Annotated in this window: 9 protein-coding genes and 5 pseudogenes; 3 read left to right on the plus strand and 11 right to left on the minus strand. The window is 66.3% G+C overall.

Going from position 1 to position 11,723, the window contains the following annotated elements; genetic code table 11:
- Positions 1-196: 196 nt before the first annotated feature.
- Positions 197-502, plus strand: a complete 306-nt coding sequence (locus IPJ61_RS14160; RefSeq protein WP_297108757.1) for a PIN domain-containing protein — start codon at positions 197-199, stop codon at positions 500-502.
- A 165-nt stretch (positions 503-667) separates the two neighbouring features.
- Here IPJ61_RS14160 and IPJ61_RS14165 read toward each other — a convergent pair whose 3' ends face one another.
- Both IPJ61_RS14165 and IPJ61_RS14170 read right to left on the minus strand, forming a co-directional pair.
- The gene (locus tag IPJ61_RS14165; protein WP_297108760.1) at positions 668-1,348 is read right to left on the minus strand and encodes an ABC transporter ATP-binding protein; all 681 of its coding nucleotides are present in this window, start codon (positions 1,346-1,348) and stop codon (positions 668-670) included.
- The gene (locus IPJ61_RS14170) at positions 1,345-2,436 is read right to left on the minus strand and encodes a hypothetical protein (RefSeq protein WP_297108763.1); all 1,092 of its coding nucleotides are present in this window, start codon (positions 2,434-2,436) and stop codon (positions 1,345-1,347) included. The genes IPJ61_RS14165 and IPJ61_RS14170 overlap by 4 nt, the downstream gene beginning before the upstream one ends.
- 75 nt (positions 2,437-2,511) lie before the next feature.
- Here IPJ61_RS14170 and IPJ61_RS14175 point away from each other — a divergent pair, with 75 nt between their 5' ends.
- The gene (locus IPJ61_RS14175) at positions 2,512-2,730 is read left to right on the plus strand and encodes a hypothetical protein (protein ID WP_297108766.1); all 219 of its coding nucleotides are present in this window, start codon (positions 2,512-2,514) and stop codon (positions 2,728-2,730) included.
- Positions 2,731-2,736: 6 nt separating this feature from the next.
- Here IPJ61_RS14175 and IPJ61_RS14180 read toward each other — a convergent pair whose 3' ends face one another.
- From IPJ61_RS14180 to IPJ61_RS22560, 9 genes and pseudogenes are all read right to left on the minus strand, one after another.
- Positions 2,737-4,080 (minus strand): hypothetical protein, encoded by a 1,344-nt coding sequence (locus IPJ61_RS14180; RefSeq protein WP_297108769.1) that lies wholly within the window; start codon positions 4,078-4,080, stop codon positions 2,737-2,739.
- The gene (locus IPJ61_RS14185) at positions 4,080-4,580 is read right to left on the minus strand and encodes a hypothetical protein (protein ID WP_297108772.1); all 501 of its coding nucleotides are present in this window, start codon (positions 4,578-4,580) and stop codon (positions 4,080-4,082) included. Before IPJ61_RS14185 ends, IPJ61_RS14180 begins: the two co-directional genes overlap by 1 nt.
- Positions 4,581-4,706: 126 nt before the next feature.
- Positions 4,707-6,465 (minus strand): annotated as a pseudogene (locus IPJ61_RS14190) (ABC transporter substrate-binding protein).
- A gap of 105 nt (positions 6,466-6,570) precedes the next feature.
- On the minus strand, positions 6,571-6,936 hold the full coding sequence (locus IPJ61_RS14195; protein ID WP_297108775.1) for an oligopeptide/dipeptide ABC transporter ATP-binding protein: 366 nt from the start codon (positions 6,934-6,936) through the stop codon (positions 6,571-6,573).
- Positions 6,936-7,592 carry an ATP-binding cassette domain-containing protein gene (locus IPJ61_RS14200; protein WP_297108778.1) on the minus strand — a complete coding sequence of 219 codons (657 nt, stop codon included), beginning with the start codon at positions 7,590-7,592 and terminating at the stop codon, positions 6,936-6,938. The genes IPJ61_RS14195 and IPJ61_RS14200 overlap by 1 nt, the downstream gene beginning before the upstream one ends.
- Before the next feature lie 61 nt (positions 7,593-7,653).
- A pseudogene (locus tag IPJ61_RS14205) lies at positions 7,654-8,666 on the minus strand (ABC transporter ATP-binding protein).
- A 76-nt stretch (positions 8,667-8,742) separates the two neighbouring features.
- Positions 8,743-9,682, minus strand: a pseudogene (locus IPJ61_RS14210) (ABC transporter permease).
- 92 nt (positions 9,683-9,774) lie between these two features.
- Positions 9,775-10,110: pseudogene (locus tag IPJ61_RS22275) on the minus strand (hypothetical protein); the annotation flags it as partial.
- 66 nt (positions 10,111-10,176) lie between these two features.
- Positions 10,177-10,650, minus strand: a pseudogene (locus tag IPJ61_RS22560) (ABC transporter permease family protein); the annotation flags it as partial.
- A gap of 434 nt (positions 10,651-11,084) precedes the next feature.
- On the opposite strand from IPJ61_RS22560, the gene IPJ61_RS14225 reads away from it, so the two are divergent.
- The gene (locus IPJ61_RS14225; RefSeq protein ID WP_297108783.1) at positions 11,085-11,585 is read left to right on the plus strand and encodes an endonuclease/exonuclease/phosphatase family protein; all 501 of its coding nucleotides are present in this window, start codon (positions 11,085-11,087) and stop codon (positions 11,583-11,585) included.
- Positions 11,586-11,723 lie beyond the last annotated feature (138 nt).

Here is an 11,723-nt window from a genome sequence, read left to right on the forward strand (position 1 = left end):
CCGCCAGGCTAGCACGGGGGAGCGGTGGCGCTGACGGCGTCGAGGATCGCCTGGGAGTCGTCGTCGCGCGCGTCCAGCACGATATCCACCCATCGGACCCTAACGCGCTCGTGGAGTTTCACTCCGAGATGCGCGAGGACCCGATCGAGCTCGTCCTGCCTGAGCGTGACTACGCAGCCCCCCGTGTGGTGTTCTGATGGCGGTGGCGCTCGACACCAACGTCATCTCGGCGCTGGCGAAGCCTGATTGCGACGAGCGCGTGCTTCGGTGGGCTCGCCAGTTTTCCTCCGACGAACTCCTCCTCCCTGCGCCGTGCTGGGCCGAGCTTCGTCGAGGGGTTGAACTGTTGCCCGCAGGGCGGCGCCGTGACGCGCTGAGTGCGCGCCTCACCTCGATGGTCGACGCGTTGGGCGCGGTGCTGCCCTTCGGGCGCGCGGAGGCGGACGTGTATGGCGAGTTGATGGCTGAGCTGGCCGCCCGCGGCCCACGGTGGACGCCGTGATCGCCGCGATCTGCCGGACCAACGACGTCCCGCTCGCCACGCGGAACGCCCGTGACTTCGACGGCTCCGGGATTGAGCTGATCGACCCCTGGGCTTAGGCCGAACGCCCATTCAGAGGGCGGCGTGGTGCAGACTCGACCGTCGCGGCGCGGACCGACCGGACGCTCAGGAGTCCTTGTGTGGGATGTCCTCCTGAGCCTGGGAGGGGAAGAGCTGAGCTTCGAAGAGGCGCTGGAACGCCTCGTCGGCTCGCGCGACGTCCGGCGGGGCATCGAGCAAGACCTGCCCGTCCTCGATGAGGACGACCTGGTCACCGCGGACAGCCGTAGACACGCGGTGCGTCACGATCACGACGATCCGGTCGCGAGAGGCCGAGCGGAGCGCACCCATGATCTGGAGCTCTCCGTCCGGGTCGAGAGCACTCGACGGCTCGTCCAGGATCCACACGGGCTCCGGTGAGAGCATGAGCCGGAGCACGGCGAGCCGCTGCCACTGGCCACCGGAGACGGCGAAGCCGTCGCGGAACTCGCGCCCGATGCGACGGCCGAGCATCTCAGGGGTCAGGAAGTCGATGCCCAGCTCCGCAGCCTCGGCGAAGATCGCGTCGTCGGCGATCGGTTGATCGCCGAGGAGGTACTCGCGGAGCACGATCGGCGGCTGGGGGAGGCCCTGCAACACGGAGGCGCTCAGATCGGCCAGCGCGGCGTCGACGTCGTCGCCGAGGGGCCCGAGGGTTCCCTCCGTCGGCTCGTAGATGCCAGCCAGGAGCTTGAGCAGCGTCGACTTGCCAGACCCGTTGCGGCCGACGACGCACGTGATCTGACCGCTGCGGAACGTGGCGTTCACGGAGGTGAGTGCGGGCTTGGACGCGGCGGGTAGGTGAATCCGAGTTCCGCCGTCGCGATCGCCCGGAGTCCGGGACTCGACCGGCGCGGTTCCTCCGGCTCGGGCTGACGCTCGACGGCGCCGATCCGGTCGAGGAACCGGCCGACGAAGAGGGAGTCTCTGATGAGGTCGCCGGCCGAGAAGACGACGTTGATCAGCACGCCCATGACCGTCACCGAGGCGATCACCACGGCCACCCCGGAGGCGGTGAGCGTGCCCGCCTGGAACATGGTGAGGAGGCCGGCGACGACGCACGCGGCCGTGGCGAGCGCCGACCAGAGGAGGACCTTCGTCTCCACGTTGATCGCATGGAGGTGCTGGTCCTGAGACTGCCGGACGAAGGACCTGTGGGTGCGCCGCAGCACCGGCTGGTAGTGGGCGGCCGTCGCGTCGGTGAACCCGTCAGGGCTCACCGTGAAGGTGCCGAGGGCGACCGTCACCCGGTCGAGGGCGGCGGTCTCCTCGAAGGCGCGGCTGTAGGCCCTGAACATCGCGGGAACCGCGATCACCGGCGGCAGGACCGCTGCGATGATGAACACGGTGCCCAGCACGGAGAACTGCATCAAGACGATGATCGTGCCGACCACCGTGACGATCTGCCCCATCCAGGTGAACAACGTCATCATCAGCGGGCCGACCCTGCTGCGGGCCGTCTCCCAGTCCGCCTCGAGCGCGTCGCGTTGCTGCGGGTCCTCGATCGTCGCGGGTGACTGCTGCGTCGCGCTGCGCAGCAGCCGGTCCTGGGCCCAGGCTGACACCGCGAACTCCAGCCGCTTGGTCGCCGCGTTCTGCAGGCTGTTCACGCCGGCCATCACACCGAGCAGGATGCCGATGGCGACGACGGGCGCGACGAGACGGGAGAGACCCGCCCCAGAAGCGACCTCCGCGACGAGTAGCCCGACCAGCCATAGCTGAATCGGGGGCAGCGCGCCCATGACGAGTACCACAGCCAGACTGAGCACAAGGCTGCCGGGAGCCGCGACCCAGGCCGCCCCGAGCGAGGCGCGCAGGCCGCGGCCGGTCGACAGTCCCGTTTCTTTCACGGTCATCTCTCTCTCATGGGGCATCGACGATGTTTTCTACATCAATGCAATGTGCACTTTAGTCCCTGAAGGATCTCCTGGGTGTCGGATCCACATGATGCCGGCCGCCTCGTCGTGACTCCACGACTGGGCGATGGTGCCGTCGAGCAGCACCTCGCGCGGACGGCCCGCCAGGCGCACGGCCGTGACGACGTCGATCCTCGTCGGAGCCTCGACGTCGAACTGGAGCCCCGCTCGACGAAACGGACCTCGTCGATGCGGCCGGCCGACGCGAGAACGGCCCCTTCCTCGGGCTCGTAGGTGAGGTCACGCAGCAAGGCGACGCCGCTCGGCGGCACAGTGGCTGTCTGCACGACCGGGAGAGCCGGGTCGAGGAGATCGATGAAGCTGCCGCGAACGGTCGTGGCCTCCGTTGCCTCCGGACAGCGTGGCTCCGATCACGTACGGGCCGCGCTGGACTGACAGCCAGTCGCCGTCGCGCCACTGGCTGCCTCTGGCATCGGCGAGACCACGGAGAAGACCGACGAGCTCGGCCGCGGCCTCTTCCGACGTCGAGAAGTGCACGGGGTCAGCCTGCACGAACTGCACGAAGCCGTTTCCGAACCGGTGGATCTCCTCGTCAGCGATGTCCGCTGTGAAGGCCTCTGCGAGGTGGTGCGCAGGAGTCGGGTACCTTCCGGTCCACCATGCGCGGGTCTCGTGATAGGGGTCCGCCCCATCTCCCACATAGAGGAGCGTGCCGCCCGCACCGACCCACGCCGCGAGCGCGTAGTGGACGGCCGGCGACAGGGGCTTCTGGAACTCGTAGCTCAAGACCAGGATGTCGTAGTCGTCCAGGATCGAGGTGTTGTCGAGGACCGCGTCGAGCTGAACCGGGACCACGAACTGGCCGGCGAACAGCGGCGGAAGGGCCAGGCCGTAGAACGCGGAGAAGTCGAGCAGCGCGCGCGACTCGCCGTCCTTGAGGCCGTCTTCGTGGGGCCTGTCCTGCTCATCCTCGGAGGGGAACCAGCGCTGGAACATGGCGCTGTCGACGAGGAAGACGCCGATCCGCAGAGGAGAGGCCGCGGGCTCGATCACCGGCTGGTCCATGTCGCGCAGCGTGTTCATGACGACGAGATAGGTCGTTGCGTACTCCGGAGGAACGAGCGACTTTTGGTTGCTCCCTTCGCGGCGGCGGTACTCCCTGTTGAAGATCCGCCACGGCCACGGGGCCACCTCGTAGCGGCTGATGGCTGGATGCAGGAGCGAGGCAACGACGGTCCGACGGTAGTTGTCGAAGTAGTCGTCCCAGGTCCGCCCAGAGTGGTCCTCGATCGGATCGTGGAGGAACCACAGCGTCCTGCCGGTTCCGCGCGTGAGGTCCTGAGCGATGCCGTACTCGAGGAAGGCGGTCTCTAGCGTCCGCTCCGCCCGGCGCCCCGCGTAGACGTTTGCCGTCCGGGAGGTCCCCGTCCATACCTGGGCGATGGCACCCTGAACCCCGGGAAGCGTGCGAAGGCGCGACTCGGGGCTCACGATCTGCCACTGGGTGTAGTTCAGCAGGCTGTGTGTCGGGATGTAGAACCGGACCTCTCTTCCGCGCTGAATGCTCTCGTCGCGGAGCCTGGTGGCGATGCGCTCCAGGGCGCGGGAGAAGAGGTGCTGCATCAGCCGGCCCGAACGGAAGAACGCGTCAGGGCTCGAGTGCGGCGGGAGCCACGGCTCGCCGTAGAACGCCCGCCATTCCCGCCGGAACGCGTCGGAGTATTCGCCACGCGCCCAGAACTCGGGCTCTTCGAGGTGGATCGCGTCCACTTCGAGGTCGAGGAGGGCCGCAGTTTGGCGAACAGATACTCGGTGAAGTCGATGGTGGGGACCATGTAGGGCACGCCGGGGCCATGCAGGATCGTCTCGCCGTGGCGGTTGGTCTGGGCGTCGCCCCAGTGCTCGACCCCGTTCCAGCGGCCATCGAGGTAGTCCTCGTAGTGCCCCCAGGAGATGCCGGTCATGATGTGCACGCGGTAGCCCGCCGATCGCCAGTCGGCAACGCGCTGCACCGTCGTATCGTCCATGCCGTACGCCATCACCACGTCGGTGCGAAGGTCGATGGAGCGGTCGTAGCCGGCCCTCTCCTGGAAGGCGGTGATCTCGGCTCTTCGGGTGGTCATTCCTGGGCTCCTCGTGGGGCGGCGTGTTGGTGGAGACGGATGCGTGGCTCGGACGTGCGCACAAGCAAATCGGTGGCCCTGTCTGTGCGACAGGGCCACCGATTGTGCTCAGAGCTCTACGCCAACTCAGGCCTTGCTCGGCGCGAAGTCGCGCACCGTGCGCACCATGTTGTTGTAGCCACCGACCCGCGGGAAGTAGTCGATGTCCGCGGCTGCCTTCAGCCCGCTCCACTTCTTGGTGGAGTACATGCCGCCGGTGCCGTTGTTCTGCACCGGGATGTACGGCGCATCGTTCGCGACCGCCGTCTGAAGCACCTGGCAGTACTCGGTGATCTTGTCGGTCTGGTCGGCCGGTGTGCGGGTGATGCCCATGATCGCGTCGTTGGCCTCGTCAGGCATCTTCCAACGGCCGTAGTTGCCGTCAGCCTTGTCGTTGCCGATGTCGTAGATCTTGGTGTGCATGTACATCGTGAAGGCCTGGAACGCGCCGCCGGCGGCGTTGGTGGTCCACAGGGACAGCATGCACTCGCCCTTGGCCTGCATCGGTCCGAAGACCTCCTTGGGCAGCGGCGTGAAGAGGATGTCGACGCCCAGGTTCTTCTTCCACTGATCCACCACGATCGGCATGGTCGACATCTCGATGGGGTTGTCGTTCTGGATGTGGAGCATCAGCGGGTACTCCTTGCCATCCTTGGTCAGGTTGCCGTTCTGCACGGTCCAGCCCGCGTCCTCGAGCGCCTTCTTCGCAGCCTCGATGTTGGGCTGCAGCGCATCCTTGTACTCGGGCTTGAGCATGGAGGCGTAGATGATCGGGTCAAGACCGGTCACCGACGGCACGGTGTAGCCCACGCGGCCGGCCGTGGCGACGATCCCCATGTCGACGGAGTCACGCAGCGCGGTGCGCACCGCGAGGTCCGACGTCGGCAGGGCGTGCGTAGCCATGATGATGCCGCGGGTCGAGCCGTCCGGGAAGAATGCGTAGCCGTTGTGGTCGTCCATCTTGACGAAGTCGGTGACAACGCCCGGCGCGCCGCCCTCGGACCAGTCGACCTTGCCCTGGGTGAGCTGCGACTCGATGTTGCCCGCGGTGCCCGAGGGAACGATCTGAACCTGCTTGACGCCGGCGGGCTTATCGCCCCAGTAGTCGTCGCGGATGTCGATGGTGATGAGCTGGCCCGCGAACGCCTTCAGCTTGCCGGGGCCGGTGCCCACCGGCTCCTTGTCCAGGTAGTTCGGCCGGTCGACCTGCGAGTAGATGTGCTCGGGGTAGATCGGGAAGTACAGCGAAAGCGGCAGGTCCTCGACGAACTGGGGCTCGTTGTAGGTGATGATGACCGTGTGCTCGTCAGGGGCCTCGATCGCCTTGGCCAGCCAGGCGTACGTGCCGTCCTCCCGGGGCTCCGGGTTCGGCTCTTCGAAGATGAAGCCGTAGGTGAAGGCCACGTCCTTGGAGGTGAACGGCTTGCCGTCGTTCCAGGTGACGCCCTGGCGTAGGGTGTAAGTGGCGACCTTGCCGTCTTCCGAGTACACGACCGACTCGGCGAGGTTGGGCACCAGTTCGGAGCCGTTCTGGGACGAGGATCCGGAAGAGGGTCTCCCAGAACAGCGCGTTGCCGGGTGCGGAGTCGCCGCCGCCGAACACGTTGAAGTTCTGCGGGAAGACGTTCGACGTGGCGACAGCTGCGCCGATGGTGAGCACGCCGTCGTTGTCGATCGTACCGGCGGTGTTCACCGGCGCGGCACCGGTCGTCGGGCCGCCAGAGGGTCCGCCGGACTGGTTGTTGTTGTTCCCGCAGGCGGCCAGCGCCGCGGTGGCGGTCACGAGGCCCGCTCCGGTCAGCAGGGTCCGCCGCCCGAAGGTGGTCTGAATTCTGTGTTGGGTCATGCGTCTCTCCTTGGAAGGTCGTGCAGCGGGCGAGTCCTCGCTGCGGAAGGGTGGGGTCTGTGGATGAAGAAGGTGTCTGCTGCGGTCAGGTCTCATAGGCTCGTCCTAGCCGCGCTTCGCGTTCAGGCTGGCGGCGGGGTCGGGTAGGTCGACACGGCGGAACCCGGGCACTTCCTCGGCCGCCCAGCACTGCGCCAGACGCAGGCCGTCGGCGTCGGCGAACGTCGGCAGCGCCTGGCTGGTGCAACGCGCGGTCGCGATGGGACAGCGTGGCGCGAAGCGGCAGCCGACGACCTCCTGAGAGGTGTCGACGGGCCGGGCGTCGGTGATCGGCTCATGGGTCGGCTTGCCCGAACCCTTGTACCGCGCCGGGTCGGGAGCCGCGTTGAGCAGCAGTTTGGTGTAGGGATGTACCGGGTGCTCGATGATGTCCTCGGTGGGACCCGACTCGACGATCTTGCCGCCGTACATCACGCTGATCCTGTCCGACAGGTATCGGGCGCTGGCGATGTCGTGGGTGATATACAGCACCGACACGTTCTCGTCCGTGCGCAGGTCCTGAAGAGGTTCAGCACGTCGAGTCGGATCGAGGCATCCAGCATCGACGTCGGCTCGTCCGCGAGCAGCACGCCGGGGTTGACCGCGAGGCTGCGGGCGATCGCGATTCTCTGCCGCTGACCGCCGGACATGTCGGTCGGATAGCGGTCGAGGTATCGGCTCGTCGGGGTCATGTTCACCCTCGTGAGCAGCTCCTCGGTGCGCTCGGCGTTCTGGCGCATGGACAGCCGCGGGAAGTGGATCTTCACCACGCGCCCGATGATGGTCCTGATCTTCTTCAGCCCGTTCAGCGAGGCAAACGGGTCCTGGTAGACGAGCTGGACATCGCGGTAGTAGGCGCGCGTCGCGCGAGGCCACGCACGCGGATCGGCTTGCCGTCGTGCAGCAACTCGCCACTGGTCGCCTTGTAGATCAGCGCGAACAGCCGTGCGATGGTTGTCTTGCCCGGAGCCGGACTCGCCGACCAACGCCTGGATCTGGCCGCGATACAGCTTCAGGTTCACCCCGTCCAGCGCCCGAATGGTGACGGGATGCCCGTCGTTGTCGGTGCCGTTGAAGTAGAGGCACACGTTGCGGTGCCTCTAGCACGGGTACCTGGTCGGTCTGCTCCGGTCGCATCGCGACTCCGTCTCACTGCTGTTCGACATCGGTGATCTCCTTGGCTTCGAGCAGTTCGGCAGGGAGCTCGCCGTTGGTCAGGAAACAGGCGCTCCGACCCCCGGGAATGTCGCGCAGTTCGGGAACGCGCTCGTGGCAGACCTTCATCGCCACTTCGCAGCGCGGTGAGAATGCACAACCCGGCGGCAGGCTCAGCAGGTCAGGCGGCGAGCCGGGGATACCGTCAGGCGCCGCACGGGCTCGGTGAGCGGCGGGAAGGAGCGACGCAGGGCACGCGTATACGGGTGCTTCGCGTCGTGATGCAACCGCGTCGCGGTGCCCAACTCGACGATCTTGCCGCCATACATGATCGCGATCCGGTCCGAGATCTCAAGGAGCAGGGACAGGTCGTGGGTGACGAACACGATCGCGAAGCCGAGCTTCGCTTGAGCCGCGGCACGTGGTCCAGGATCTGGCGCTGCATCACGACGTCCACTGCGGTGGTCGGCTCGTCCATCAGGACCAAGTCTGGATCGCAGACCAGCGACAACGCGATCAGCGCTCGCTGCCATGCCGCCGGAGAGCTGGAAAGGGAAGGCCGTCAGCCGGTCGGCCGCGATGCCCACCATCTCGAGGAGGGTGGCTGCCCGGTCGCGTGCATCGGACTCACTCACCTCGGGGAGTGCGCCTGGATGACGTCGATGAACTGCTCGCCGAGCCGGATCCGCCGGGTTGAGCGAAGCCATCGCCGACTGCATCACGATCGAGATGTCGGTCCAGCGGTAAAGGGATCAGCTCCTCTTCTTCCAGCGTGGCCAGATCGACGGCGGGACGCCCATCGCTGGCGTGAAACCAGATCTCGCCGTCAGCCGTGGCCGCGGGCATCCGCCTGCAGCCGCCCCAGCGCGTTGAGGAGGGTCGACTTTCCGCTCGCGGACTCGCCGGCGACGCCCGAGGATCTCGCCCCGCTTCAGCACCAGGTTGATGTCGTCGCAAGCACGGATGTTGCCGCCTTCGGTGACGTAGTCGACGCAGAGGCCACGCACGTCAGGAGGACAGGAGAGGTTTCGAGCCGGCGTAGGATGTCCTGTTCGGTCTCGATCGTCGCGGGGGTCGCGCTCATCAGGCACTCACCCCTTCCGCGGCGGCTTCACGGCGCGCCTGGTCGCGAACCTTCTTCTCCTTGAGGAACTTGTTCATCAGCTGCCATCCGCTTGGTAGACAGCGTCGGGTTGGTGATCTCGTCGAGACCAAAGTTGATCATGGTGGTTGCGAAACCGATAAGGGCCAGGGCGAGGCCGGGCGGCTACCAACCACCACCACTGGCCACGGAACAGGGCGTTCTGGGTCATCGCCCAGTTGATCATCCAGACCCCACGAGGGCTCTGACGGGTTGCCGATGCCCAGGAAGGCGAGCGCGGCCTGCATGTTCACGCCAGCGGCGATCAGGCCGAGGGAACATCGGGGAGATGACGCCGAGCAGGTGAGGCATCGCCTCGGACAGGATGATCCTGGCGTTCGATTCACCCACGGTTCGCAGTGCCGTGGTGAAGTCGCGTCCGCGCAAGCTCATCGCCTGGGCGCGGATCTGGCGTGCGCCACCGGCCCATTCCACGCAGCCGATGACGACGGCGACGATCAGCCAGTTCGCGTTCTGGAAGGCCGCGGCGATGATGAACAGCAGTGCGAACACCGGGAAGTTGCTGAACACCAGGATGAAGCCGTTCAGGAAACGGTCCATCCGGCCGCCGGAGAATCCGGCCCACGCGCCGATCACGACGGTGAGGACTGTGCCGATGATGGCTGAGGCGAAACCGACAAGGATCGACGTACGGGTGCCGTACATCATCCAGGCGAAGACGTCCTGGCCTTTGGCTGGTTGTGCCCAGCCAGTGAGTGGAGTCCGGCGGAGTGCCGCCGATCGCAGCGTAGTCCACGTCCTGCGGGGACATGCCCAGCACGGAGTCGGTGAACCATTGGCCGAAGATCGCCACCAGGATGAAGACCGCCATGATGGCGAGACCGACCTGCACCTTGCCAAGGAGAGGAATCGCTTGAGCATGTCAGTGCACCTCCCTCGTTCGCGGATCGAGCACGACGTACAGAGTCGGCGATGAAGTTGAACAGCAGCACCATGAAGATGACGATCATCATGATGCCCTGCATGACAGGGTAGTCCCGGGCGCTCTGCGCGCCGGGAGAGCAGCGAGCCGACGCCGGGGTGATGGAGACGGTCTCGGCCAGGATCACGGCGGTCAGTGAGCCACCGATGCGCTGTGCCAGGCCGGTGAAGTTCGGCAGCAGCGCGTTGGCGCGGCGTACCGGTTGCGGACGCGGCTTTGGCTCAGGCCCTTGGCGCGGGCGAGATGCACGTAGTCCTCGTTGACCGTGGTGATCATCATGTTGCGCATCGAGAACAGCCAGCCGGCAGGAAGCCGACCAGGACCAGCGTTTGAAGAACGGCAGCACCGGTGCAGCACAACCGACCACAGGAAGGCCGGGTCGAGCAGGTTCGATCTCCAGCGCGTTGTCGTAGGCGCCCTGGTTGGGGAACCATCATCCCTTGGCGTAGGCGAAGTACCAGACGAGGGAGGCCCAGCCAGAAGGCGGGGATCGGGGAGAAGAACATCGACAGCGGTGTGACGATGGAGTCGAGTCGTGCGACCCGGCCTCAGCCGAGGCGCGCCGAGATAGGTGCCGATGATCCATCCAGGATCGTTGAGCCGACGGCCGGTAGAGCGTCCAGGGAAGCGCCTGTCCGATCAGCTCAGTGACCGGGATCGGGAAGTACTCTTGCCGAGCGTCCCAGATCGCCTTGCAGCAACTGCTTGCTGTAGTCGATGAACTGCAGGATCAGTGAGCGATCAGGATCGCCGTACCAGGCCTTGATCAGCTGCATCTGGAACTCGCTGGGCGGCGCACCGTCTTGTTGGTGATGTCGCGGATCAGCTGGGTGGCGGGGTCGCCGGGCATGAAGCGCGGTAGTGCGAAGTTGAGGATCACGCTGATGATGCCGACGATGATGTACGTCGTGTAGCATTGCCGAGGATCAAGCTTCCTCGGGCGGCTCGGCGGCGTTTCACGGCGGCAGGTGGTGGGGTTTCTACTTCCGTCCCTCAACCAGTACGGCACCCGATGCAGGTGGCTCCGGGTGGCGCAGCGCTACTCATGGTCTACTCCGGTAGCTGTCATGGGGCCTTCTTTCGTCCAGCCAGCCCGCGGCGTGCTCGTCGCGGGCAGACGAACCCCAGCTCTGGGGCTCGAATGGTGCTTCCGACCGGCACTTACCGGTTAAGTAGAAACGCCCTGTGAAGGGTTTGCAGAAAGCCCAATATCACGTTTTGCTAACGGCGTCCGGGCTGGGGTCGGCGTGGCGTTCAGGCGCCCCGTATCAAGTATTTATACAACGAGTTCTTTGTCAAAATATGGTGGCGAACGGGGTCGTGTGTGAGGTAGAACAGTGCATGAATCCCATGCCTTTGACAGTGATGTCGGCGAACCTCTGGAACCTGAACGAGCCGCTGCGGGACCGCATGGGCGTGTTCTCCGGCATGGTTGCGGAGCTGCGCCCAGACGTGATCGCGATGCAGGAGGTCCGGCCTTTTCCGGGGTCCGCGGCCCGGCTGCAGCTGGAGCTGGTCGACGCACTGGCCGACTACCACGTCCACTACAGCGTCGGCAGCGCGGACGACGCGACGACGGAGGGCTTGGCTATCGCCACCCGCCAGCCCGTCGCCGAGGCCCGCACCTACCGCCTCCCGGGCGGCGGCACCGAGCCCGACCGTGTTGTGCAGTACGATGTCCGGGTCCCGACCGGCGACGGCTGGGTTGGCGTCCTCAATGCCCACCCGCTTACCAGGATGACAGCGACGTGCGCCACGTGTCGCGCAGGCCGAGTTCATCGGCGACGTCGGCAGCCGCCGAGTTCAGGCCCCACGACGGATTCGCCGTCTGCGGGGACCTGAACGCGACGCCCGACTCCGCTACATCGTCGCCCGCCTGCAGAGCGCGGCGGCCTGGCCAACCCCTGACGGAGATCCGCGCAGCGCCCCAGCTTCGCCGCCGCCAAACCAAAAAGCACGTGGCGACTGGGGCGACGTCGA

The organism is Tessaracoccus sp. (assembly GCF_016714275.1).
Taxonomy (GTDB): domain Bacteria; phylum Actinomycetota; class Actinomycetes; order Propionibacteriales; family Propionibacteriaceae; genus Arachnia.

Coding starts and splice junctions, on each gene's coding strand:
- IPJ61_RS14170 (WP_297108763.1), bottom strand. CDS start 2,436: ATGACCGTGAAAGAAACGGGACTGTCGACCGGCCGCGGCCTGCGCGCC.
- IPJ61_RS14195 (WP_297108775.1), bottom strand. CDS start 6,936: ATGTACGGCGGCAAGATCGTCGAGTCGGGTCCCACCGAGGACATCATC.
- IPJ61_RS14160 (WP_297108757.1), top strand. CDS start 197: ATGGCGGTGGCGCTCGACACCAACGTCATCTCGGCGCTGGCGAAGCCT.
- IPJ61_RS14185 (WP_297108772.1), bottom strand. CDS start 4,580: ATGACCACCCGAAGAGCCGAGATCACCGCCTTCCAGGAGAGGGCCGGC.
- IPJ61_RS14180 (WP_297108769.1), bottom strand. CDS start 4,080: ATGCAGCACCTCTTCTCCCGCGCCCTGGAGCGCATCGCCACCAGGCTC.
- IPJ61_RS14225 (WP_297108783.1), top strand. CDS start 11,085: ATGAATCCCATGCCTTTGACAGTGATGTCGGCGAACCTCTGGAACCTG.